The sequence below is a fragment of the Mesorhizobium sp. M0751 genome (genome assembly GCF_040320265.1).
In the GTDB taxonomy this organism is placed as follows: domain Bacteria; phylum Pseudomonadota; class Alphaproteobacteria; order Rhizobiales; family Rhizobiaceae; genus Mesorhizobium.
Genome location: NZ_JAMYPH010000006.1, coordinates 102,670 through 125,127, shown reverse-complemented (window position 1 = coordinate 125,127; position 22,458 = coordinate 102,670). Strand labels below are relative to the sequence as shown.

The 22,458-nt window shown below is 62.8% G+C and carries 22 protein-coding genes; 12 read left to right on the top strand and 10 right to left on the bottom strand.

Features of this window, described 5'->3' with window-relative positions; all coding sequences use genetic code 11:
- The first annotated feature begins 33 nt into the window (after positions 1–33).
- Entirely contained in the window at positions 34–354 is a 321-nt protein-coding gene (locus NKI19_RS12500) for a 2Fe-2S iron-sulfur cluster-binding protein (RefSeq protein ID WP_352491609.1), read from the top strand.
- Between the two features lie 81 nt (positions 355–435).
- Positions 436–1,464 (top strand): NAD(P)/FAD-dependent oxidoreductase, encoded by a 1,029-nt coding sequence (locus tag NKI19_RS12495; protein ID WP_352491608.1) that lies wholly within the window; start codon positions 436–438, stop codon positions 1,462–1,464.
- A 27-nt stretch (positions 1,465–1,491) separates the two neighbouring features.
- Here the strand turns inward: NKI19_RS12495 and NKI19_RS12490 are convergent, their stop codons facing one another.
- On the bottom strand, positions 1,492–2,973 hold the full coding sequence (locus NKI19_RS12490; protein ID WP_352491607.1) for an MDR family MFS transporter: 1,482 nt from the start codon (positions 2,971–2,973) through the stop codon (positions 1,492–1,494).
- A 201-nt stretch (positions 2,974–3,174) separates the two neighbouring features.
- Positions 3,175–3,792 carry a DUF922 domain-containing Zn-dependent protease gene (locus tag NKI19_RS12485; RefSeq protein ID WP_352565335.1) on the bottom strand — a complete coding sequence of 206 codons (618 nt, stop codon included), beginning with the start codon at positions 3,790–3,792 and terminating at the stop codon, positions 3,175–3,177.
- 96 nt (positions 3,793–3,888) lie between these two features.
- Here NKI19_RS12485 and folP point away from each other — a divergent pair, with 96 nt between their 5' ends.
- From folP to folK, 3 genes are read left to right on the top strand one after another with little or no spacing between them, the layout of a single operon-like run.
- Complete coding sequence (folP, locus tag NKI19_RS12480) at positions 3,889–4,734, top strand: dihydropteroate synthase (RefSeq protein WP_352565337.1); 846 nt, start codon at positions 3,889–3,891, stop codon at positions 4,732–4,734.
- Between the two features lie 3 nt (positions 4,735–4,737).
- Positions 4,738–5,097, top strand: coding sequence for a dihydroneopterin aldolase (gene folB / locus NKI19_RS12475; protein WP_023674838.1), 360 nt, complete (start codon positions 4,738–4,740; stop codon positions 5,095–5,097).
- Positions 5,081–5,605 carry a 2-amino-4-hydroxy-6-hydroxymethyldihydropteridine diphosphokinase gene (gene folK / locus NKI19_RS12470; protein WP_352565339.1) on the top strand — a complete coding sequence of 175 codons (525 nt, stop codon included), beginning with the start codon at positions 5,081–5,083 and terminating at the stop codon, positions 5,603–5,605. The genes folB and folK overlap by 17 nt, the downstream gene beginning before the upstream one ends.
- A 24-nt stretch (positions 5,606–5,629) precedes the next feature.
- Here the strand turns inward: folK and NKI19_RS12465 are convergent, their stop codons facing one another.
- Both NKI19_RS12465 and NKI19_RS12460 read right to left on the bottom strand, forming a co-directional pair.
- A complete protein-coding gene (locus NKI19_RS12465) occupies positions 5,630–6,178 on the bottom strand; it encodes a DUF924 family protein (RefSeq protein ID WP_352491641.1) in 549 nt (182 codons plus the stop codon).
- A 20-nt stretch (positions 6,179–6,198) separates the two neighbouring features.
- Positions 6,199–8,034 carry a monovalent cation:proton antiporter-2 (CPA2) family protein gene (locus tag NKI19_RS12460; protein ID WP_352491640.1) on the bottom strand — a complete coding sequence of 612 codons (1,836 nt, stop codon included), beginning with the start codon at positions 8,032–8,034 and terminating at the stop codon, positions 6,199–6,201.
- Between the two features lie 229 nt (positions 8,035–8,263).
- On the opposite strand from NKI19_RS12460, the gene NKI19_RS12455 reads away from it, so the two are divergent.
- On the top strand, positions 8,264–8,530 hold the full coding sequence (locus NKI19_RS12455) for a hypothetical protein (RefSeq protein WP_352491603.1): 267 nt from the start codon (positions 8,264–8,266) through the stop codon (positions 8,528–8,530).
- A 63-nt stretch (positions 8,531–8,593) separates the two neighbouring features.
- Here the strand turns inward: NKI19_RS12455 and NKI19_RS12450 are convergent, their stop codons facing one another.
- The 4 genes from NKI19_RS12450 to NKI19_RS12435 form a co-directional block, all read right to left on the bottom strand.
- A complete protein-coding gene (locus NKI19_RS12450) occupies positions 8,594–9,148 on the bottom strand; it encodes a hypothetical protein (protein WP_023674843.1) in 555 nt (184 codons plus the stop codon).
- Between the two features lie 87 nt (positions 9,149–9,235).
- Positions 9,236–10,330 carry a YcjF family protein gene (locus tag NKI19_RS12445; RefSeq protein ID WP_352565341.1) on the bottom strand — a complete coding sequence of 365 codons (1,095 nt, stop codon included), beginning with the start codon at positions 10,328–10,330 and terminating at the stop codon, positions 9,236–9,238.
- Positions 10,327–11,805 carry a YcjX family GTP-binding protein gene (locus NKI19_RS12440; protein WP_352565342.1) on the bottom strand — a complete coding sequence of 493 codons (1,479 nt, stop codon included), beginning with the start codon at positions 11,803–11,805 and terminating at the stop codon, positions 10,327–10,329. The genes NKI19_RS12445 and NKI19_RS12440 overlap by 4 nt, the downstream gene beginning before the upstream one ends.
- Positions 11,806–11,868: 63 nt before the next feature.
- Positions 11,869–12,372 carry a SixA phosphatase family protein gene (locus NKI19_RS12435; protein WP_352491600.1) on the bottom strand — a complete coding sequence of 168 codons (504 nt, stop codon included), beginning with the start codon at positions 12,370–12,372 and terminating at the stop codon, positions 11,869–11,871.
- A 260-nt stretch (positions 12,373–12,632) separates the two neighbouring features.
- Between NKI19_RS12435 and dksA the strand changes: the two genes are divergently transcribed.
- Positions 12,633–13,049 (top strand): RNA polymerase-binding protein DksA, encoded by a 417-nt coding sequence (gene dksA, locus NKI19_RS12430; protein ID WP_023674847.1) that lies wholly within the window; start codon positions 12,633–12,635, stop codon positions 13,047–13,049.
- An 83-nt stretch (positions 13,050–13,132) separates the two neighbouring features.
- Here the strand turns inward: dksA and NKI19_RS12425 are convergent, their stop codons facing one another.
- Positions 13,133–13,885 (bottom strand): hypothetical protein, encoded by a 753-nt coding sequence (locus tag NKI19_RS12425; protein ID WP_352491599.1) that lies wholly within the window; start codon positions 13,883–13,885, stop codon positions 13,133–13,135.
- A gap of 203 nt (positions 13,886–14,088) precedes the next feature.
- Here NKI19_RS12425 and cckA point away from each other — a divergent pair, with 203 nt between their 5' ends.
- Together cckA and NKI19_RS12415 are read left to right on the top strand one after the other, a co-directional pair.
- The gene (cckA, locus tag NKI19_RS12420) at positions 14,089–16,662 is read left to right on the top strand and encodes a cell cycle histidine kinase CckA (RefSeq protein WP_352491598.1); all 2,574 of its coding nucleotides are present in this window, start codon (positions 14,089–14,091) and stop codon (positions 16,660–16,662) included.
- An 82-nt stretch (positions 16,663–16,744) separates the two neighbouring features.
- Positions 16,745–17,455 (top strand): purine-nucleoside phosphorylase, encoded by a 711-nt coding sequence (locus NKI19_RS12415; RefSeq protein ID WP_352491597.1) that lies wholly within the window; start codon positions 16,745–16,747, stop codon positions 17,453–17,455.
- A gap of 47 nt (positions 17,456–17,502) precedes the next feature.
- Here NKI19_RS12415 and NKI19_RS12410 read toward each other — a convergent pair whose 3' ends face one another.
- On the bottom strand, positions 17,503–17,898 hold the full coding sequence (locus NKI19_RS12410; protein WP_352491596.1) for a hypothetical protein: 396 nt from the start codon (positions 17,896–17,898) through the stop codon (positions 17,503–17,505).
- A gap of 301 nt (positions 17,899–18,199) precedes the next feature.
- Here NKI19_RS12410 and urtA point away from each other — a divergent pair, with 301 nt between their 5' ends.
- From urtA to urtC, 3 genes are all read left to right on the top strand, one after another.
- Positions 18,200–19,510, top strand: a complete 1,311-nt coding sequence (gene urtA, locus NKI19_RS12405) for an urea ABC transporter substrate-binding protein (protein ID WP_376704326.1) — start codon at positions 18,200–18,202, stop codon at positions 19,508–19,510.
- Between the two features lie 98 nt (positions 19,511–19,608).
- Complete coding sequence (gene urtB, locus NKI19_RS12400) at positions 19,609–21,225, top strand: urea ABC transporter permease subunit UrtB (RefSeq protein ID WP_352565344.1); 1,617 nt, start codon at positions 19,609–19,611, stop codon at positions 21,223–21,225.
- On the top strand, positions 21,222–22,454 hold the full coding sequence (urtC, locus tag NKI19_RS12395) for an urea ABC transporter permease subunit UrtC (RefSeq protein WP_352491594.1): 1,233 nt from the start codon (positions 21,222–21,224) through the stop codon (positions 22,452–22,454). The genes urtB and urtC overlap by 4 nt, the downstream gene beginning before the upstream one ends.
- Positions 22,455–22,458: the final 4 nt, after the last annotated feature.

The following is a 22,458-nucleotide window of genomic DNA, read 5'->3' as shown; positions in this document are numbered from 1 at the left end:
ATTATGTCGGCTCAGACTCCCTTCAGGTGACAAATGACCAAGCTGACCTTCATCGCCCATGACGGCACGCATTTTGACGTGGATGCCGAAAACGGCTCGACCGTCATGGAAAATGCGATCCGCAATGCGGTGCCGGGAATAGAAGCGGAATGCGGCGGCGCCTGCGCCTGCGCGACCTGCCATGTTTATGTCGACGAAGCCTGGACGGCGGAGGTCGGCGAGCCGGAAGCCATGGAAGAGGACATGCTGGATTTCGCCTACGAGGTCCAGCCGAATTCGCGGCTGTCATGCCAGATCAAGGTGCGCGACGCCCTCGACGGGCTGATCGTGCGCGTGCCGGCCCGCCAGGGCTGAAGCCGATTTTTGCCGCTGCCGCTTGGCAGCGGGCCAATGGTCATGCAGTGTCGCGCGTTTTCCCATAAAGGCGCATGCTTCATGACCGCTATCACCAAGACAGACGTACTCATTGTCGGGGCAGGGCCTGTCGGCCTTTTTGCCGTATTCGAGCTCGGCCTCTTCGACATGAAGTGCCATCTGATCGACATACTCGACCGGCCCGGCGGGCAATGCGCCGAACTCTACCCGGAAAAGCCGATCTACGACATTCCGGGCTGGCCCTCGATCTCGGCGCAAGGTCTGGTCGACAAGCTGCTTGAGCAGATCGCGCCGTTCAAGCCCGAATTCACCTATAACCGCATGGTTTCGAGCCTGGAAAGACTGGAGGACGGCAGCTTCCGCGTCACTTCCGACGAAAACGAGGTGTTCGAAGCCAAAATTGTTGTGATCGCCGCCGGCGGCGGCTCTTTCCAGCCGAAGCGGCCGCCGATTCCGGGCATCGAACCCTATGAAGGCAAGAGCGTGTTCTACTCGGTGCGCCGGATGGAGGACTTTCGCGGCCATGACCTCGTCATCGTCGGCGGCGGCGATTCGGCGCTCGACTGGACGCTGAATCTGCAGCCGGTAGCCAAGAGCGTGACACTGGTGCACCGGCGGCCCGAATTCCGTGCAGCGCCCGACAGCGTCAACAAGATGTATGCCATGCAGGAGATGAAGCAGCTGGAATTCCAGGTCGGACAGGTGACCGGCCTGACCGGTGCCGACGGCCAGCTCGCCTCCGCCATCATCAGGGGGCCGGAGGGCGATATCGAAGTGCCGTGTACGCGGATGCTGCCATTCTTCGGCCTGACGATGAAGCTCGGCCCAATCGCCGAATGGGGCCTCAACCTTTACGAGAACCTGATCCCGGTCGACACCGAAAAATTCCAGACGTCGGTGCCCGGTATCTTCGCCGTCGGCGACATCAACTGGTACCCCGGCAAGCTGAAGCTGATCCTGTCGGGCTTCCACGAGGTCGCCTTGATGGCGCAGGCAGCCAAGCGCATCGTCAGCCCCGGCGAGCGCATCGTGTTCCAGTATACGACCTCGTCGACCAGTCTGCAGAAGAAGCTCGGCGTGGTCGGCTGAACCTCGCCATATTTTCGTCAGGCCGGTCTACTCCGCCAGGGCGGGGGCCACAGCCTCTGCATGGCCGCGCAGCGTTTTTTCCGGCATCAGCCTGAGCGTGATGAGCGACAACAGCAAGATCGCGGCCGCGGCAAGAAAGATCATCACGAACGGCATTGCCGAGGCGACATGGCCTGCCGGCTGCGTGCCTTCGCTGGCCAGCGGCAGGCCGTAGCCAAGGGCGACGGCACCAAGCATGGCGACGCCAAGCGCGCTGCCCAGCGAGCGCAGGAAGGTGAGCACGCCGGTCGCCACGCCAAGGTGCATGCGATCGACGGCGTTCTGGACCGAGACGGTGGCAACCGGAAAGGTCGTGCCTGTGCCCAGCCCTATGCAGGTCGTCAGCACCTCGACGACCAATAGTGAGGCATGCCCGGCGACCAGGCTGAGCACGCCGAGGCACAGAATCGAGAAAACAGTTCCGATCATGGCAATGCGCTTATAGTGGAAAAAGCGCGGGATCATTCGCGCGCTGAATGTCGCACCGGCCACCGTGCCGAGCATCAGCCCAAGCAATGCGGTGCCCGATTCGCTGACCGACAGGCCGACGACCGATTGCAGGTAGACCGGCAGATAGACCGACAAGCCGACATTGGCGGCCTGCAGCAGGAACATCGACAGCGTGCCGGCGAGAACGATCGGATTGCCGAGCACTTCGAGCGAGATCAGCGGTTCGGCCGCGCGCATCAGCCGCAGCGCGAACGCGCTCCAGAACACCGCCGAGCAGGCGAGCAGTCCAAAGATTTCAGGCGACAGCCACGGATACTCGCTGCCGCCCCAATTCAAGGCAAGTAGCAGCAGCGAGGTGGCCGCGACCAGAAGCAGCGCGCCGAGGCCGTCGATGCGGTGATGTTTTGCGGCGATCGGCAGCTTCTTGAGCGGGTTGTTGATGATCGCCATCGCCAGTAGGCCGAGCGGAATGTTGATCCAGAAGATCAGCGACCAATGCAGATGTTCGGCGAAGGTGCCGCCGAGCAGCGGCCCGGCGATGCTGGCGACGGCCCAGGTGCCCGAGATCCAGGCGGCGTAGCGGGCCCGCTCGCGCGGCGGCACGAGGTCGCCGATCACCGTCTGCGTCAGGGCGAACAGACCGCCGCCTCCAGCGCCCTGGATCGCCCGGCCGACAACCAGGACCAGCATGTTGGGCGCCGTGGCGCTAACCAGCGACCCGGCGAGAAAGATCAGGATTGCAGCATAGACGGTCGGCCGGCGACCATAAATGTCGGAGATCTTGCCGTAGAGCGGCGCCACGGCGGTCGCGGTCAGAAGATAGCCGGTCACGATCCATGGCAGATATTCGGCGTGCCCGAGCAGACGTGCCATCGTCGGCATCGCCGGCGCGACGATGGTCTGGTCGAGCGCCGCCAGCAGCATCGACAAAAGCACGCCGCCGATGATGGCGTTTTTTTCGGTTTCGGTCAGCGGCGCGCTGGTTTCCACCATCGCTTGCTTGTCGACAGCCTGGTCCATATCCGTTCATCCATTATGCCTGCGTGCACTTCCGCGACGGGCTGGGAAGCATCCAGTACGCCGATTGGCGTTTGCCGGAGGCTGATCCCTGCGAACCTGGCATATGTCGTTCGCTATAGGCCGATTTCGACAGCGGCTCGAAAGTTTTCCGAAGCTGGCACTATGTTTCGGCAAAATTGGCTTTGTCCAACGACGCGGAGATCAGCCGGGTGCGAGCCGGCCGTTCTCAATGCGCTCGATGCGATAGTGCAGAAGCCGCAGGATGCGGCTTTGGAAATTGACGCTTTCCACACGATCGAAGCGCATCTGCTCCTGGTCGTGCTTGGCGAGCGTGGCCGCCGTGATTTTCGCGGCCTTGGCTTTGGCCAGTTCGCAGGTGTTTTCCGGGTAGCTCGCCTTCAAGGCGTCTTCGAGTTCGCGGCCATGGTTTTTGGCAATCTCGACGTGGCGTTCCTCATGGCGCTTGATGTCGGCGGACAACGTATCCCAGAACAGCCTGACGCCGGCATCGGCTTTGCGCGGGCGGCGCCACTCGGGAAGGATCACCTTGACCTTGACGGTGACGACAGCGTCGGCAATCCAGCACGAGCCCGGCTTTTGCGCATAGCTGACGCGGGTGGTGAACGCCATCTGGGTGGCGCCCGGATGCCGCGACCCGGTGCTTCTCACCTGAGGCCCGAGTTTCGACAGCTGGGTCTCGATGTCGTCGAGCGTCCTGCCGCCGATCGGGAAATAACTATATGTCTTGACGAGAGTTGCGGCGCCGGCCGGGAATGCGGTCAGAGCGAGCATCAGGGCGCAGAGGAGGGATCGTTTCATCGTGTTGCCTCTTTGCCCACCTTGCTTTACCGCCGTCTCCGGCGCAACGGAATTGATCCCTAGCCACGCCGCGGGATCGAACATGGTTGATGGGCAATGATGACAGGGCGATGGCAGTTGGCGCACGGACGCCATCTCGACCTTGGCGGCAAGGCCGTGGTTGTCGGCATCCTCAACATCACGCCGGACAGTTTTTCGGACGGCGGCCTGTTCGACGCCCCGGAAAAAGCGGTGGCCCAGGCGCGCCGCATGGTGGAGGAGGGCGCCTCCGTCATCGACATCGGCGGAGAATCGACACGTCCCGGGGCGTCTGCGGTCTCCGCAAAGGAAGAGCAGGCCCGCATATTGCCGGTCATCGAGGCGCTCGCGACGTCTGGCGGAACGCTGATCTCGGTCGATACCTATCGCGAGGACACGGCCCGGCTTGCCGTCCAAGCCGGCGCACATATCGTCAATGACGTCTGGGGCCTGCAGCGCGAACCGGGCATTGCCCGCGTCGCGGCCGAAACCGGCGCCGGCCTTGTCGCCATGCACACGGGTCGGGACCGGCAGAAACTGCCCGACGTGATTGCCGATCAGCTCTTCTTCCTCAGGAAGTCACTGGAAATCGCGCGGCGGAGCGGTGTTGCCGACGATCATATCGTGCTCGATCCGGGCTTCGGCTTCGCCAAGGAGACGGCAGCGGAAAATCTTGACCTGATGGCACGGTTTTCCGAACTTCATGCGCTGGGTTTTCCACTGATGGCCGGCACATCGCGAAAGCGCTTTATCGGCACCGTCACCGGCCGCGACGCAGCCGCAAGAGGTGCCGGGACCGCGGCCACCAGCGTCATCCTGAGGCTCAAAGGCGCGCATCTCTTTCGCGTCCACGATGTCGCAATCAACGTGGACGCGTTGGCCATCGCCGATGCTATGCTGGCACGTGAGATCGGGGAAAGCTGAGCCATGTATGTCATCCGCATGAAGAACTGCGCCTTCTTTGCCCGGCACGGTGTGCTCGACGAAGAAGAGACGCTCGGCCAGCGCTTTTATGTCGATGCGGCGCTCACGGTGGATCCCGGGCGAGCGCTGGTCGAGGATTCCATCGAGGACACCGTCAATTACGGCATCGCTTTTGCGGTCATCGAGAAGATCATTACCGGCGAACGGCGCTTTCTGATCGAAGCGCTGGCGCTCGAAGTGGCGAGGGCGCTGACGGCGCGGTTTCCGCAGATCAAAAAGGCCGAGATTACCGTGCGCAAGCCGAACGCCCCGGTGCCGGGTGTGCTCGATCATGTCGAGGTGACCGTTGTCTGGCCAGAATAGCAATAGCAGTAACACTGTCTATCTCAGCCTCGGCGGCAATCTCGGTGATCCGGCGAAGTCGATGGCTGCGGCACTGGGCATTCTGGATGCCGACGAGAGCACGCGCGTCGTTGCCGTTTCGTCGCTCTACCGGACGCCGCCCTGGGGCAAGCTCGATCAGCCGGATTTCCTCAACGCGGCCGCCGAAATCTCGACCGCGCTCGCGCCGCGGGCTTTGCTCGACCTTTGCCTCGACGCCGAGCGAAAACTGAAGCGGGTGCGCGAGGAGCGCTGGGGTCCGCGGCTGATCGATATCGACATCCTGGTGTTCGGCGACCGCGTCATCCACGAGACCGGTCTGGAGGTGCCGCATCCGCGCATGCTGGAGCGCGCCTTCGTGCTGGCACCGCTGGCAGAAATTGCGCCGGAGCTTGTGGTCGACGGCAAGAGCGTGTCGGAGCGGCTAGCCGCCGTCGACACATCGGGCATTGAACGGCTGCCGTCGGGCCGGGATTGGTGGAAGGCTTGACGCTGCCGCCATCGATGGCCGAAGTCAGCCGGAAAACCCACCTCCGTCGAGGAACATTTGTTCGTCCGGTGTCGTCTCGCGGCCAAGCATCCTGTTTCGATGCGGAAAGCGGCCGAAGCGCTGGATGATGTCGCGATGCTCGATCGCATATTTCAGATAGGTCGGGGCTTTGGCGGCGGTAAGCTCCACCGATTTGAGCTGATCGGCGAGGTCCTCCGAATGCTCATAGGGCAGATAGAGAAAAACGCGGAGCTCTTCGTCGAGCGCCAAATCATGGCCGGCAGCGATCGCCTTCCCGGCGAAATACCGCGCCAGCGGGTCGGTGGCGTACATGTGGCCGGTGCTGCGAAAGCAGTTTCGCGGAAACTGGTCGAGCAAGATCATCAGTGCCAGCGACCCTTCGACGTGTTCGGACCAGCCGTCGCATTCGCGGCGGGCGGCGGCGAAGTGCAGATCGAAAAACCGGGTGCGGAAGTCGGTATCAAAGGCGTCGTTCTTCTCGAACCACGCGTCCTCCCCCGCGTCGCGCCAGAATCCAGTGACGGAGACAGCGCGCTCGTCCAGTTCGTTCATCATTCGCGTCTTCCCAATGTTCAATCGGCCGCCTCGGATTTCTGCAGCACGCCGGCGGTCTCCTCGTTGAGCGCCTGGCCCGCGCGCCGTGGCGTGCTGAGCGGCGTCGGGATGGGCGTGCCGATATTGCCTTTGAGGAAGCGCCGCCCGGCGCGGATGCCTTCAGCCTGTTGAAGTTCGAAACGGGCAGCATCGCGGCGGCGGACGTCCTCGACTACCTCGGCGACCTCTTCCGGGTCGACGCCGAGGGCTTCCAGGGTCGAGCCGCCGAAGACGAGCGCCGATTCGAACGTTTCGCGGAGCTGATAATCGACGCCGGCACGAATGAGCTGCAACGCCGTGCCGCGGTCGAAGGCGCGCGCCAGCACCGTCAGCAGGGGAAACTCCGCCTTGATCAGTTCCGCGATGCGCACGGCGGCATCGGGCTTGTCGACGCAGATCAGCACGGCGCGTGCGCGCCCGGCTCCCGCGGCACGCAGGATGTCCAGCCGCGTGCCATCGCCATAATAGACCTTGAAGCCGAAATCGGCCGCCGCCTGGATCATCTCGACCTCATTGTCGATGATCGACACATCAATCCCGCGCAACAAAAGCGGCTGGCTTGCGATCTGGCCGAACCGGCCAAAGCCGATGATCAGCACGCTGCCGGTCAGGCCCTCGGCGACATCGACGCCTTCAAGCGACTGCTCGTCGCGCGGTGTTAGATACCGCAGGGCTATGATTGCCAACGGCGTCAGCACCATGGAAATGATGACGATGGCGGTCAGCATCGCATTGGCCTGGCTATCGATGATCCCGACCGCTGCCGCTGCGGAATAGAGGACGAAGGCGAATTCGCCGCCTTGCGCCATGAAGACCGCGCGCTCGAGCCCTTCCCGGTGACCGGTTTTGAGGACGCGGGCGACGATATAAATGCCGATCGCCTTCATCACCATGTAGGCGACGACATAAATGGCAATGAGCTGCCAGTTGACGACGACCACATGCAGGTCGAGCGACATGCCGACGGCGAGGAAGAACAGCCCGAGCAGGATGCCGCGGAACGGTTCGATGTCGGCCTCCAGCTGGTGGCGGAAGGTCGATTCCGACAAAAGCACACCGGCCAGGAAGGCGCCCATCGCCATCGACAGGCCGGAAAGCTGCATGGCAAGCGCTGACCCGAGAACGACCAGGAGGGCGGCGGCGGTCATCACCTCACGGGCGCGCGCATCCGCCAGGATACGGAAGAACGGATTGAGCAGATAGCGTCCTGCAAGCACCAGCCCGACGATCGCGGCAAGGCCGATGCCGACCTCCGTCAACCGATCCGACAGGCTCATATCGGCGCCGCCCGGCGCGAGGAAGGCGATCAGCGCCAGCAATGGCACGATGGCCAGGTCTTCCAAGAGCAGGATCGAGACGATGCGCTGGCCCTTGGGCGTGGCCAGTTCGCCGCGTTCTTCCAGCAATTGCATGACGATTGCCGTCGAGGTGAGCACGAAACCGGCGCCGGCGACGAAGGATTGCGCGATAGGAAAACCTCCCGCCAGCCCGACGCCGGTCAGCAGGACCGCGCAGACGCCGACCTGCAGCGCGCCAAGCCCGAAAATCTCGCGGCGCATGCCCCATAGCCGTGACGGCTGCATCTCCAGCCCGATGATGAACAGGAACATGACGACGCCGAGTTCGGCGACATGAAGGATGGCTTCCGATTCGGAAAAGATGCGCAGCCCGAACGGGCCGATCACGACGCCGGCCGTCAAATAGCCGAGGATGGAGCCAAGTCCGATGCGCCTGAAGATCGGTACCGCAACGACGCCGGCGGCAAGCAGCGCCACCACCTGGATCAGATCGCTGTTCGATGCCTCTGCCGCCATGCCTGCCATTCCGCTCTCTTGCAACAAGCGGCCAAGATAGGGGCTTCGGGGCGGATCGAACAGTGCGAATGCGGCGCATTGTGAAGGCGATATTGCAGGCGCACTGCACAGGATAATGGAGTGCCTGGCGTTGCTTGTTCCAGCGATCCGGCGCTAAGGACGCCCGGCTTCGGCCAGTGGAGGGTGAGCGACGATTAAGTCGCGGCCCTTTTTTGAGGAGATGACTGACATGAAGACGTTTTTGCTGGTTGCCGTTGGCATCGCGGCGCTTGCCGGCTCTGCCTGTTCGAAGGCACCCGAGTGCACGACCGAGATGCTGACCAAGAAGGCCCAGGACATGACTGCGGCACTTCAGGCTGCGATTACCAAGGATCCGGCCAAGGCAGCCGACCTCACGGCCAAGGTCCAGGCGGTCACAACCAAATATCAGGGCGGCACGACAGCGGCCGAGGCCTGCAAGGCCTATGACGACGTGATTGCCGCGATCAAGGGCTGAGCGCCCATTTGCATGTTAAAGAAGGCGGCGCCGTTTGGTTGCCGCCTTTTCTCACGCTGAAAGTCAGTTCGGAGTTATGGAGCCGACCTCGACTGCATCGATCCGCTTCAGCTTCATGCCGATGACCGGGACCAGCTGCTGGTCGACGCGCACGGCAACGGTCACCGTCATCGAATTGTCGTCGGGGACAAGCGCCTGCATAACGCCGCGCAACTGATTGCGGTTGATGGTGAAAACCACCTTGTGCGCATCGACGACATTGCCGCCGATAATATCGAGGCCGGAGCCGGCGGCCCCGCCCATAAAGCTGCCCTTGTAGCCCTGCCGTCCCTTGTGCTCGATCGTTGCCGACATCTGCTGGGTGAACATGCCTACCCGGCAGCCGCCGTCGAGCGACATGCCGACCTTTCCGTCAGGCGTCGAGCCGATGAAGCTGCAGGTGAACTTCGTGCCCTTGTATTTGCCGGCAACGATTTCCCCGGGGCCGACCCATTTGCCTTCGACCGACCGAAAGAACTGCTTGTCCGGTTCCGCTGCCGAGGTCTTTCCGGCAATGCCGACGGTTGCGACAAGCGCGAGCGCCACGGGCAGCCCGCTGGACAGAATAACGCTTTTCATCGACGACACCCGGCAACAAAGAGACTGGTTTGGACGCTTCCGACCATGGACAAGATTGGTTAATGCTTTGTCACCCCAAGGCAATAGTCACGTTCCGGAAGCGGATGTTTCTTTTTCTTTCTTTGCTGCAAAGGAGGTCAGCGCGGAGAGGAAATCGCCCAATCCGGGCCGCTTGACAGCGTAAAAGGGCAGGGGCCTTGCCGTTTCCATCGCTGCAATGCCGATGCGCGCAGTCATCATGCCGTTGACGACGCCTTCGCCGAGCTTGGCCGAGAGCCGGGCGGCAAGACCGTGGCCGACGATCTGCTGGACGAAACTGTCGCCGACGGCGATCGACCCGGTGACCGCGAGATGGGCCAGAACGCTGCGCGCCAGGCGAAAAAAGCCAAGCGTGCCGGGGCGGCCGCCATAAAGTTCCGCCAGGCGGCGAATCAGCCGGCCGGCTTCGAACACGACATAAGCGACGTCGACCAGCGCGCGGGGGCTGACAGCGGTCACCAGGGAGACGCGCTTCGCCGCTTCGAGAATCATCACCCTGGCGCGGGCATCGAGCGGCCCGAGGATCTCGGTCTCGGCCAGCCGCACCAGATTGCCGCCGTCGATGATCTCGCCGCGCAATTCGGCCAGCGAGCGCCTGCCAGCCGCGGTTTCGGGCTTGGCCGCGACAAATGCCGACAACTCGTCGACCACGGCGCGGGCCGCCTTTGGATCGTCACGGGCAATCGCATCGAGCGCCCGCTTCTGCAACTTTTCGACCTCGGCAAGGCGGGCAATCGCCATGAACTCGCGCACGAGGATGATCAGAAGCGCCAGGATGGCGATCGTGGCCATAGCGGCGGCCAGCCAGCCCAGCCACTCGGCGCGCTCGAACAGGTCGCGAATCAGCTGGTCGGTCCAGAGGCCGACGGCGAGCGAAACCAGAACGCCCAGCGCGCCGAAGAATAGGCTGCCAAGCAGCGAACGTTTTCGCGGCGCAATCGCCGGCGGCGGTTCGGCAGCGACGATATCAGGCTCGTCGAACACGTCGGTCTCCGCCGGTGTGACCACGGCAAGATCCGCCCTCACGGTACGCGGCTTTCGCGCCGGCACGGCCTCGGTCCCGGTACGGCGAGCCGTCGGATCTTCCTTCTGCTGGGGCTCCGGCTCGATGCGAAAGGCCGCCGGTCTGCGGGGCGCACTCATGCGAGATGATCTCCAATCAGGAACTGCAGCGCGCGGTCGAGCCTGATATGTGGCAGCGAGAGCGTGACGCCCTCGGCGGTGCGCTCGAGTTTCGGCGGGCGAAAGCGCACGAAGCGGATCGCGGGGTCGTCATTGTTCTGCCGGCGGGCCGATTCGGAAACGTCGAACACCGCATCAATTTTCTCCGGCAAGTCCCCGGGAAATATGGCTGTTTCGGTCTTTCCGTCAAAGGTTTCGCCATTGATTTTTTCGTCACGCAATGGCGTGCCGATAATGACCGGCAAAGTCTCGCGGCCCTGCTTGACCGTGCCTTCACGGGTCGCGCGCATGGCCGCCACGGCGACGACGTCGACGTCGGCGCCGGTGAAATTCGCCCGCGCCACGGCGCGGTCGGCAAGCCGCCGCACGATCGCCTGCAGGCGGTCGTGGCTTTCGTGGTGCAGATGGTCGGCCTTGGTCGCGGCCACCAATATGCGGTCGATGCGCCTCGAAAACAGGTCGGTCAGGAAGTTGCCCCGGCCGGGCCGGAAACAGGACAGGATTTCGGTGACTGCACGTTCCAGATCGGCCATCGCGCCGGGGCCGGCATTCAATGCCTGCAATGCGTCGATGAGTACGATCTGCCGGTCGAGACGCGTGATGTGTTCGCGAAAGAACGGTTTGACGACATGGGTCTTGTAAGCCTCGTAGCGCCGCTCCATCATAGCCTGCAGCGATCCTGAGCGGGCGCGTCGGCCGCCCAGATTCGGCAGTGGCGCGAAGGTGAGAGCTGGCGAGCCTTCAAGATCGCCGGGCATCAGGAAGCGGCCGGGCGGCAAGGTCGAAAGCGCCCGATCGTCGAGCTTGCAGGCCTTGAGATAGGCGGCGAAACTCTCGGCGAGACGGCGCGCCGTCATTTCGTCGGCGTCGGCGCTGGGGTCGACCGGATTGGAGAGCGTCCGCCATTCCCGCGAAAGATCGACACGCACCGGCAACACGGCCATCTCGAAGGCCTCACGCGAAAAATCGGCGTAGGACTTGCCGAGCAGTGGCAGGTCGAGCAGCCATTCGCCGGGATAGTCGACGATGTCGACCGACAATTTGCCGGCGGAAAACATGCGGCTCCAGCCAGAGGCCGATTCGTATTCGATGGTGAGCCTCAGCTCGGAAATCGCACGCGTCGAATCCGGCCAGACGCGATCGTCGACAAGAGCCGCGATGTGATCCTCGTATTGAAAGCGTGGTACGGCGTCGTCCGGCTGCTCTTCCAGAAAAGCGCGGGCGATGCGCCCCGATTTTTGTGCCTCAAACAGCGGCAAGCGTCCGCCATGCACCAGATTGTGCACAAGGGCCGAGATGAACACCGTCTTCCCGGCGCGGGACAGCCCGGTCACGCCAAGACGCAGCGACGGAGCGAAAAGCCCGGCAGCGCGGCCTGACAACGTATCCAAGGCAATCTTCGCCTCGTCGGTGAAAGTCGTCAGCGATGATGCCAAAATCTGTTCTCGCGGGCCGGTCAGGACCCGATATAGGCTTTGATGCGCGGCTTTGAAATGGCCTCAGATATCGGCAAGCGTCAGGAAGGCTTCGAGATAGCCGGCGCCCGGCGCAGCCGCGGCAAGACTGCCGTTGAACCGCACCACCGCAAGTGCGGAGGTCGGGAAGCCGTGATTCAGCATGGCCCGCGCGGTCTCCTCGCCGTCGCCTGAGAGCGCTATGGCGAGATCCTCAATCATCGGATTGTGGCCGATGACGAGCAGGGCATCCAGCCCGCCATTCTGCCGGATGGCAGCGAGGTACGCGGCGGCATCGTCGTTGTAGAGCGTGTCAAGGAACAGCACCCGGCCCGTATCCGCATGGCCAGCCAAGCTTTCCAGCGTCTGGCGGGCGCGCCTGGCGCTTGAGCAAAGCGTGAAGCCCGGTGCGTATTTGCGGGAACGCATCAGCACGCCCATCGCTTCGGCATCGGCGAAGCCGGATGCATCGAGCGGGCGGTCGAAGTCAGCCACGCCAGGCAGCGCCCAGCCGGCCTTCGCATGCCTCAGCAGGTAAAGTCTGGTCACCGGATCCCCGTTGTGCCGGGCACCGAACCCGTCAACACGCCGCAGGATTTGCCATCAGAAGAGCTCGGTGCGCAATGGCAAGCGCCCCCCAAGCATAGCGAATCATGTACGGATTCGGTCGTATTCTTTGCAAAAAGGGCATCGCAGATGCTGGTTTGTCCGGGACTAACAATTGCGTGAAACTGTCGTCGATTGACCTTGTGCAGCTTTCGGTCCGCGAATATATAGGCGCCAAATTTGGGGTTTGTTGGGTGAGTCGAATGAACGACATCGTTACCGCCGATTACGTACCCTCCGAAGACGAGCCGTTCATGAACGAGCGGCAGAAATCCTACTTTCGCATGAAGCTCGTCACCTGGAAGAACGACATCTTGCGCGAAGCGCGCGAAACTCTCGAAATCCTGCAGCAGGAAAACGCCAACCACCCCGACCTCGCCGATCGCGCTTCCTCGGAAACCGACCGCGCCATCGAACTTCGCGCCCGCGATCGCCAGCGAAAACTTATCTCGAAGATCGATTCCGCCCTCCAGCGCCTTGACGAAGGCACTTACGGTTATTGCGAGGAGACGGGCGAGCCGATCGCGCTGAAGCGGCTCGACGCGCGCCCGATCGCGACCTTGTCGATCGAGGCACAGGAGCGCCATGAGCGGCGCGAGAAGGTCTACCGCGACGACTGAGTCGCCGGGAAAAACAGCGGCATCGGTAAAGCGTTCAAAATGGCCGGTTTTCCGGCCATTTTCATTGGCCGTTCGCTATCGGCCTATCTTTTCTGATTGGACAACTCGCCGAGGAGCTTCGTCATCTCGTCGTCGAGAGAGGGCGATGCCTTCGCCACCGGCTTGCTCGGCGTTTGGCTGAAGCGTGGCTCGTCGAGGGAAACTTCCAGCTCCTTCATCAGCGCATCGTCAATCGACTCATGCTGTGCCGGCGGCTCGTATCTTGCCGGGGAGTCCTGTCTTACCGGCGGCTGCGCATGCCGCGAGGCATTGGCGTTGACGGATCCATAACTTGGCAAGGGTGTGACGTTCGATGCCGGTTTCGGCGCCGGCGCCGGCATTGTTACCGGCATCGTCGCCGTCTGGCGGGCTCGGACAGGGGTTGCGGCCACGCTTGCCGGTTGCGGCGGCGCTTGCCTCGCCGGCGCGGCTGTGGTCTGAGCTGGCCTTGCTGCCGGCTGGTGGCTATTGTCTCCGGTCAATGCCGGGCGGCGCAGCGCCGAGAGCCTGATGTCGCGCTCGACGACGACGTCGGTCGGACCACCGATCAAGAGCAGGTGCTCGATATCGTCGCGGCGCACTAGCACCAGCCGTCGGTGACTGTCGACCGCTGTGGCATCCATGACAGCCAGCCGCGTCTTGCGGTTCCTGCCGCCGGCGACGAATGTTCCGAATGTCAGGCTGCGGACCAGCCTGATGATAAGAAGAATGATGAGCAGAAGGACAAGTACTGCAAACGTCCATAGGATTGCTGCGGCATAACCAGGACCCGCTACGCCATCCAGCCATTGCAGCATTGGTTCCCCCAAAATCAGCTTTCGAAGAGAGGCGACACTAGACTGTTGCGGCAGGCCACCGCAAGTTGCCTTTCACGCTTCGTGAACAGCTTGAAACGCTGGGAGCCGAACGGTGTCATTTTTAGCGGACATCTGCAGCCGGGCCTTTTCCCGACCCTGAGAATATGATTCAACCGACACCGGTATTCACGAGCAGGGGGCACATGGCCAAGGAAGCGCGCGGCGATTTCTATCCGGTACCTATCGTCGACCAGAACACGCGACCGGGAGCGGTCACCCGGCTCATCGTTTTCATCGTCGTCCTGACAGGGGCAGCGATCGTCTTCGGCCTTTTCCGCGAGCGACTTGGCGATCCATTCCTGCTCGGCATGCTTGGCGTGCTGGCGATGATCGGCGTCGGCTTTCTATTCGCCACTGCGATCGGCTTCGTGCAAATCACGCCGCGCTCGACAAGCGACGAACTGTCGAAAGCTTTCGTCGATTCGATGTCGCAGGGTCTCCTGGTCACCGACACCAAAGGCCGTATCATCTACGCCAACCGGACCTATGCCGATATGACGGGTGCCGAGTCGGCCGCCGACCTCAAGACAGTCGAAGGGTTGCTTTCGGACGTTCCCGAGGCCTCGGTGACCATATACCGGCTGGCGTCAGGCCTGCGCGACGGCCAGCCGGGCGACGGCGAGTTTCGGCTCGCGCAGTCCATTCGGCCAGGCGCTGAACCGGGTGCGCGCTGGTACCGCATCCGGGCCCGCGCGTTCAGCGTTCCCGGCCAGCGGCTGCCCATGCTTGCCTGGCAGCTTGCCGACATCTCACAGGAACGGGCCGAGCAGGAGCGGTTCTTTCTCGACCTGCAAAAGGCCATCGATCACCTCGACCATGCGCCGGCCGGTTTCTTTTCGGCCGACCAGGAAGGCCGCGTCACCTATATCAACGCGACCCTTGCGGAGTGGTTAGGCATCGACCTGGCCAGCTTCACCCCCGGCGCCATCACGCTACCGGAGATCGTCGCCGGCGACGGCATGGCGCTGGTCCGTTCGGTCAAGGCCGACGCGGGTACCACGCGCAATGCCGTTATTGATCTCGATCTGACGACGATGACCGGCGAGGCGCTGCCGGTGCGCTTCATGCATCGTGTCTCGGCCAGCCGAGAGGGCCTCAACGGCCCGACTCGCACCATCGTGCTCAACCGGACGCAAGGCGAGGACGCTTCGGCCGACCTCCGCGCATCGGAAATACGCTTCACGCGGTTCTTCAACTCGACGCCGATGGCGATAGCCGGCGTCGACCATGCCGGCCGCATCCTGCGCACCAATGCGCCGTTCCTGTCGCTGTTTTCCTCGGTCGTCGACCGCGACGCGGTCGATCGGCGTGTGCGACTGGATACGGTGATCCACGAGCGAGACCGGCCGGCTTTCGCCGCGGCGTTCGAAAAGGCACGCCAGCAACAGGCTGACATCGAGCCGATCGATACGGTGCTGCCCGGCAATGAGGAGCGCCACATACGCTTCTACGTCAATGCGGTCGCAGACGGTACCGGTGGCGAGGGCGCCGAGGAATCGGCCATCGTCTATGCCGTGGAGACCACTGAGCAAAAGGCCCTCGAGGGCCAGATGGCGCAGAGCCAGAAGATGCAGGCGGTCGGCCAGCTCGCCGGCGGCATCGCGCATGATTTCAACAATGTGCTGACCGCCATCATCATGGCCTCGGACCTGCTGTTGACCAATCACCGGCCGTCCGATCCGTCATTCCCGGACATCATGAACATCAAGCAGAATGCCAACCGGGCGGCCTCGCTGGTGCGGCAGTTGCTGGCCTTCTCGCGCAAGCAGACCCTGCGGCCGGAGGTGCTCAACCTGACCGACGTGCTCGCCGATCTCAGGATGCTGCTTGCCCGGCTGGTCGGCAACGACATCAAGCTCAAGATCGACCATGGCCGCGACCTGTGGCCGGTCAGGGTCGATATCGGGCAGTTCGAGCAAGTGGTGGTCAATCTGGCGGTCAATGCGCGCGATGCGATGCCGGCCGGCGGCGACCTCACCGTACGCACCCGCAACGTCAGCGCCGGAGAGTGCAAGACCTTTTCCTACCGCGAACTTACTCCGGCCGACTATGTGCTGGTCGAGGTCGAGGACAGCGGCAGCGGCATCGCGCCTGATGTGCTGAAAAAGATCTTCGAGCCCTTCTTCACGACAAAGGAGGTTGGCAAGGGAACCGGCCTCGGCCTGTCCATGGTCTATGGCATCATCAAGCAGACAGGCGGCTTCATCTTCTGCGATTCCGAAGTCGGCAAGGGATCCGTGTTCCGCATCTTCCTGCCGCGGCACATTGCGGAGGCAAGGAAGGCGGGCGAGGCTGGGGAAGTGCCGGCCGCCCCTGCCAAGATCGCCGACTCAGCCAAGGATCTGTCGGGCTCGGCCACGGTGCTGCTTGTCGAGGACGAGGACGCCGTGCGCATGGGCGGCATGCGGGCGCTGAAATCGCGCGGCTACACCGTCCACGAGGCGTCGTCGGGCGTCGAGGCGCTTGAAGTCTACGAAGCGCTCGGGGGCAAGGTCGACGTCGTGGTGTCGGACGTGGTGATGCCGGAAATGGACGGCCCGACGCTGCTTGGCGAATTGCGCAAACGGCAGCCCGACATCAAGTTTATCTTCGTGTCCGGCTATGCCGAAGACGCGTTCGCCAAGAACTTGCCGGCAGACGCGCATTTCGGCTTCTTGCCGAAGCCGTTTTCGCTCAAGCAGTTGGCCACCATCGTAAAGGACATGCTGGAATCCTGACCCTTCCAATGCTCTGCTTGCGCAATGTCGCGAGACTGCCATGATTGCAGGCGAAACGGGCGACGGGTTTTGGAAAGCTGCCGTGACGCCACACAACGAGGCAAGCAAGGGCGACTACGCAAGCACGGTGCTGCTGCCGGGCGATCCGCAGCGCGCTGAATGGATGGCGCAGACCTTTCTGGAAGCGCCGCGCTGCGTCAACCGCCGCCGCGGCGCGCTCGGCTTTACCGGGTTGTTTCGCGGCAAACCTGTCAGCATCCAGTCCACCGGCATCGGCGTCCCGTCGTTCCTGGTCTATGTGCATGAGCTGCTGGACTCTTATGGTGCGAAAACGTTGATCCGCACTGGTACGTGCGGTGGCCTGACCGCCGAGATGGCGCTGCGCAGCCTGGTGATCGCACAATCGGTGCGCGGCGAAAATGCCGAGAGCGGCCAGGTTTTTGGGCTCTATCGTGCCGATGCCGGCCCCGATCCTGCATTGTTGGCCCAGGCGTTGGCCCGGGCTGCTGAACTCGGCATCGACTATCGGGCCGGGCTGACGATCTGCAGCGACATTTTCTATCATCCGCAGGGGCGCGAACGCTTTGCCGAAGCGCAGGCCCAGGGCGCGCTCGCCGTGGATATGGAAACCAGCGCGCTCTACCGCATTGCGGCCGATTTCGGCGCCCGGGCGCTGTCGATCCTGACCGTCGTCGATAACGTGGCAACCGGCGAGCAAACCGACTATTCCGAACGCCAGGGGCTTTTCACCGATATGACCCGGCTGGCGCTCGATCTGGCGGCGGAGAGCTAGGCGGCTTTCCGCTTCGGGGGGAAACCTCGCCAGGTGCCGTACTTTTTTCAACGCTTCGTGCAGGTCGAGGCGGTAAAGGCGCCGTCTGGCTGCTTCATGATGATGTCGAAGGACGGGGTGGTTCCGCTTTCCAGCGTCGCTTGGGTAAGCGAGATCGAGTTGCCGCCACTGGTGTAGCCGCCCAGCGGACCTAGCCAGGTGATCACGCCGTCTGCATCCATCTGGTAATTGTAGCTCTGCGGCGGGATCCCGAAGCTCACCGGACCGCTATAGACGTTTCCCTTGATGGTGATGTCGCCGAGGCTGAGGAACATGCCAAGCAGATAGACTTCGCAATGATAGGAGCCGTCCGGCAGCTTGCCGTCGCTGAAGCCGGCGCGCGCTACGGTCGTCGTCGCCAGCAGAAGAATGGCGGTGAAAATGCAAGAAGTTCTGAAGGCCATGGCGTCGCTCGCTTAAGGGTTCGAGCTTGCCTCATTTCGCTGCGGCGCTGCAATCCTCGCCAGCGCTCATATGATGCTGCTCAAAATTCGGGCATTGGCCTATATGTGAGTAAAACTTAGGCTGATATGGGTGATCCTTTCTCGTTTCGAACAGGGCAGGCGAGGTTCATCTCCTGCGGCTAATATATTAACCGACTGACAGAGCTGGGAAATCTCAAATCCCCCGACCTTGCTCCCGTGATTGGCACAGCCGTTGCATGGTCTGTTCCGATGCAGTTAACCAGCTTGGGAGTTTAAAAGTATGAGGGGCAGTTTCTCGACAATAGCAAAAATGTTTTCGGCCGGCGTGGTCACCGCCGGCCTGCTGATGAGCGTTCCCGCCAAGGCGGCCGACGACACGATCAAGGTCGGCATCCTCCATTCGCTGTCGGGAACCATGGCGATCTCGGAGACGACGCTGAAGGACGCCATGCTGATGCTCATCGAAGAGCAGAATGCCAAGGGCGGCCTACTCGGCAAGAAGCTCGAGGCGGTGGTCGTCGATCCGGCTTCGAACTGGCCGCTGTTCGCAGAAAAAGCGCGCGAGCTGATCTCGAAGGACAAGGTCGCCGCGGTGTTTGGCTGCTGGACCTCGGTGTCGCGCAAGTCGGTACTGCCGGTGTTCAGCGAACTCGACAACATCCTGTTCTACCCGGTCCAGTATGAGGGCGAGGAAAGCGAGCGCAACGTGTTCTACACCGGTGCGGCGCCGAACCAGCAGGCCATTCCGGCCGTCGATTATCTGATGAGCGAGGATGGCGGTTCGGTGAAGCGCTGGGTGCTCGAAGGCACCGACTACGTCTACCCGCGCACCACCAACAAGATCCTCGAGGCTTATCTGAAAGCAAAGGGCGTTGCTGCGGAAGACATCATGGTCAACTACACGCCGTTCGGCTTTTCCGACTGGCAGACCGAAGTCTCGGCGATCAAGAAGTTCGGCTCGGCCGGCAAGAAGACCGCCGTCGTCTCGACCGTCAACGGCGACGCGAACGTGCCGTTCTACAAGGAACTCGGCAACCAGGGCATCAAGGCCGAGGACATTCCGGTCATGGCCTTCTCGGTCGGCGAGGAAGAGCTTGCCGGTCTCGACACCGCGCCGCTGGTCGGCCATCTCGCCGCCTGGAACTATTTCGAAAGCGTCGACACGCCCGAGAACGAGAAGTTCATCGCCGACTGGCACAAGTTTATCAAGAACGACAAGCGCACCACCAACGACCCAATGGAAGCCCACTATATCGGCTTCAACATGTGGGTGAAGGCGGTCGAGAAGGCCGGCACCACCGATCCGGACAAGGTCATCGACGCCATGGTCGGCGTCTCGGTGCCGAACCTGACCGGCGGCTATTCGACCATGATGCCGAACCATCACATCACCAAGCCGGTGCTGATCGGCGAAATCCAGGCCGACGGCCAGTTCGAAACCGTCTCACAGACGCCGGGCCTGGTGATGGGCGACGAGTGGTCCGACTACCTGCCTGACTCCAAGGACCTGATCTCCGATTGGCGCGCACCTCTGTCCTGCGGCAACTTCAACGTTGCCACCGGCAAATGCGGCGGCAAGGGAACCAACTGATCCTCCCGGTCTGTCCTCCCAGACCCGCAAGCCTCCGGGCAGGCTTCCTCCAGCCTGCCCGGAGGCGACATTCAACCTTCAACAGCCACCAGAAACCAATGATCCTGATCCGCGCGATTGGCCTGATGCTGCTCCTCCTCCTGGGGACGCTGCCGCCGTCGAACGCCAGCGAGGCCGATTTGCGCGCCGTCGTCGCCAAATTCGCCACCGCCGCCAATTTTCCGGCGATCGAAGCCGTGGTGCGCGAGCTTGCGGTATCCGGCGATCCAGCCGTAGAACGGCCGCTTGCCGCGCTTGCGGAGGGCAGCCTTTACGTCCGCAAGGCCGATTCACTGGTCTTTGTCGGCAAGGAGAGCGGCGGCGGCATCGAGCTGCTCGATGCACTCACCGGCGAAAAAACGGGCGAAGCTGCCAAGGCCGACATCACCAAGATCAAGGTCAACAATACGCTGCGCCGCGTTATCCGCGACGCGCTGGGCACGCTGACGCTTGGCTCCAAGGATCCGGCCGTACGCATTGCCGCCGCCGACACAATGTTCAAGACGCCGGACGCGGCGAACATCGAGCCGCTCGACACCGCGATCGCCAATGAGAGCGTGGCAAGCGTCAAGGCGCTGCTCGAACAGGCACGCGCCGCCTCGGTTCTCGTTTCAGACAGGCCCGAGACCGACAAACTGGCGGCGATCGCGCTTATCGGCGCGCGCGGCGACCGCGATGCGGTGTCGCTGCTCACGTCGGTGGAGGTCAATGCCGAAGGTGCGGTGAAGGACGCGGCGACGGCGGCGATCGCCAACATCAATTCGACGCTGGCGCTGTGGGATGCCGGCCAGAATATCTGGTACGGCATATCGCTCGGATCGGTGCTGCTGCTGGCGGCGATCGGCCTGGCCATCACCTTCGGCGTCATGGGCGTCATCAACATGGCGCATGGCGAGATGGTCATGCTCGGCGCCTATACGACCTTCGTCGTGCAGGAGGTGATCCGCAATTCCTTTCCCGGCCTGTTCGACTGGTCGCTGGTCATTGCCCTGCCGCTGGCCTTCCTGGTAGCGGCGCTCGTCGGCCTTATCATCGAGCGCGGGCTGATCCGCTTCCTCTACGGCCGGCCGCTGGAAACCCTGCTGGCGACCTGGGGTGTTTCGCTGATCCTGCAGCAGGCCGTACGCACCATCTTCGGGCCGACCAACCAGGAGGTCGGAAACCCGTCCTGGATGTCCGGCTCGTTCAATATCGGCCAGCTTGCCGTGACATGGAACCGGCTCTGGATCCTGGTATTCGCGCTCGGCGTGTTCGCGGTGCTGCTCTACGTGATGAAACGCACGCCCTGGGGGCTGCAGATGCGTGCCGTCACCGCCAATCGCCGCATGGCCGCCTCGATGGGTATCAGGACGCCTTGGGTCGATGCGCTAACATTTGCACTCGGCTCCGGCATTGCCGGCATCGCCGGTGTCGCGCTCAGCCAGATCGACAACGTCTCGCCCAATCTCGGCCGCGGCTACATCATCGACAGCTTCATGGTCGTCGTCTTCGGCGGTGTCGGCAATCTTTGGGGCACGCTGGTCGGCGCCTTTTCGCTCGGCATCGTCAACAAGTTCCTCGAACCTTATGCGGGAGCGGTGCTCGGCAAGATCGTCGTCCTGGTCCTGATCATCCTGTTCATCCAGAAACGCCCGCGCGGTCTGTTCGCGCTCAAGGGCAGGTCGGTGGAAGCATGATCACGGGACGCTTCTTTGCCGCCGGCGCCGACCGCCGCGTCGCCATCACCATCTTCATCCTGCTGGCGGTTGCCATCATCGTGCCGCTGCTCAATCTTGCGGTCTCGCCGACAAGTGCGTTTTACGTGCCGTCCTATATCGTCGCGCTCACCGGCAAATACCTCTGCTACGCGCTGCTCGCCTTGGCGCTCGATCTCGTCTGGGGCTATTGCGGCATCCTCTCGCTCGGCCATGGCGCTTTCTTTGCGCTCGGCGGCTATGCGATGGGCATGTATCTGATGCGCCAGATCGGCTCGCGGGGCGTCTACGGCAATCCGCTGCTGCCGGATTTCATGGTGTTCCTGAATTACAAGGAATTGCCATGGTTCTGGTATGGTTTCGACCATTTCTGGTTCGCGGCGATCATGGTGCTTGCGGTACCCGGCCTGCTCGCCTTCGTCTTCGGCTGGTTCGCCTTCCGCAGCCGCGTTACCGGCGTCTATCTGTCGATCATCACCCAGGCGATGACCTATGCGCTGCTGCTTGCGTTTTTCCGCAACGACATGGGTTTCGGCGGCAATAACGGCCTGACTGATTTCAAGGACATTCTAGGCTTCAACGTGCAGGCCGACATGACACGGTCGGCGCTGTTCGCGGCCAGCGCCGTCATGCTGGCGTTTGCCGTCTTCGTGACCTGGGCAATCGTCGGTTCCAAGTACGGCAAGCTTTTGATGGCGGTGCGCGACGCCGAAAGCCGCACACGCTTCCTCGGATGGCGGGCGGAGAACGTCAAACTGTTCGCATTCACCGTGTCGGCGGTGATGGCCGGCATCGCCGGTGCGCTTTACGTGCCGCAGGTCGGCATCATCAACCCTGGCGAATTCGAGCCGTCCAATTCGATCGAGGTGGTGGTGTGGGCGGCCGTCGGCGGGCGCGGCACCATCGTCGGACCGATCATCGGCGCGCTTCTGGTCAATGCCGGTAAATCCTGGTTCACCGGCGTGCTGCCGGAATTCTGGCTGTTTGCGCTGGGCGGACTATTTGTCGCCGTCACGCTGTTCCTGCCCAAGGGCATCATCGGCATGTGGGATTCCTGGCGCGGCAACGCCAAGGCGCTGCGGGCGGCCTCGGTCGCCGAGGAAGCCGGCATCGATGCCGATGCGCCGGTGCCGCCGAAAACCGACCGCTCGGCGGCGAGAAGGCCGGGCGACTGGTCGGCCTCCGGCGCCGAACCGCAGCCGGCAGAGTGATGGC

What these genes read in the sequence shown, in the direction of transcription:
- NKI19_RS12500 (WP_352491609.1), top strand. Translation starts at nt 34, where the DNA reads ATGACCAAGCTGACCTTCATCGCCCATGACGGCACGCATTTTGACGTG.
- NKI19_RS12495 (WP_352491608.1), top strand. Translation starts at nt 436, where the DNA reads ATGACCGCTATCACCAAGACAGACGTACTCATTGTCGGGGCAGGGCCT.
- NKI19_RS12490 (WP_352491607.1), bottom strand. Translation starts at nt 2,973, where the DNA reads ATGGACCAGGCTGTCGACAAGCAAGCGATGGTGGAAACCAGCGCGCCG.
- NKI19_RS12485 (WP_352565335.1), bottom strand. Translation starts at nt 3,792, where the DNA reads ATGAAACGATCCCTCCTCTGCGCCCTGATGCTCGCTCTGACCGCATTC.
- folP (WP_352565337.1), top strand. Translation starts at nt 3,889, where the DNA reads ATGATGACAGGGCGATGGCAGTTGGCGCACGGACGCCATCTCGACCTT.
- folB (WP_023674838.1), top strand. Translation starts at nt 4,738, where the DNA reads ATGTATGTCATCCGCATGAAGAACTGCGCCTTCTTTGCCCGGCACGGT.
- NKI19_RS12465 (WP_352491641.1), bottom strand. Translation starts at nt 6,178, where the DNA reads ATGAACGAACTGGACGAGCGCGCTGTCTCCGTCACTGGATTCTGGCGC.
- NKI19_RS12460 (WP_352491640.1), bottom strand. Translation starts at nt 8,034, where the DNA reads ATGGCGGCAGAGGCATCGAACAGCGATCTGATCCAGGTGGTGGCGCTG.
- NKI19_RS12455 (WP_352491603.1), top strand. Translation starts at nt 8,264, where the DNA reads ATGAAGACGTTTTTGCTGGTTGCCGTTGGCATCGCGGCGCTTGCCGGC.
- NKI19_RS12450 (WP_023674843.1), bottom strand. Translation starts at nt 9,148, where the DNA reads ATGAAAAGCGTTATTCTGTCCAGCGGGCTGCCCGTGGCGCTCGCGCTT.
- NKI19_RS12445 (WP_352565341.1), bottom strand. Translation starts at nt 10,330, where the DNA reads ATGAGTGCGCCCCGCAGACCGGCGGCCTTTCGCATCGAGCCGGAGCCC.
- dksA (WP_023674847.1), top strand. Translation starts at nt 12,633, where the DNA reads ATGAACGACATCGTTACCGCCGATTACGTACCCTCCGAAGACGAGCCG.
- NKI19_RS12425 (WP_352491599.1), bottom strand. Translation starts at nt 13,885, where the DNA reads ATGCTGCAATGGCTGGATGGCGTAGCGGGTCCTGGTTATGCCGCAGCA.
- cckA (WP_352491598.1), top strand. Translation starts at nt 14,089, where the DNA reads ATGGCCAAGGAAGCGCGCGGCGATTTCTATCCGGTACCTATCGTCGAC.
- NKI19_RS12410 (WP_352491596.1), bottom strand. Translation starts at nt 17,898, where the DNA reads ATGGCCTTCAGAACTTCTTGCATTTTCACCGCCATTCTTCTGCTGGCG.
- urtA (WP_376704326.1), top strand. Translation starts at nt 18,200, where the DNA reads ATGAGGGGCAGTTTCTCGACAATAGCAAAAATGTTTTCGGCCGGCGTG.
- urtB (WP_352565344.1), top strand. Translation starts at nt 19,609, where the DNA reads ATGATCCTGATCCGCGCGATTGGCCTGATGCTGCTCCTCCTCCTGGGG.
- urtC (WP_352491594.1), top strand. Translation starts at nt 21,222, where the DNA reads ATGATCACGGGACGCTTCTTTGCCGCCGGCGCCGACCGCCGCGTCGCC.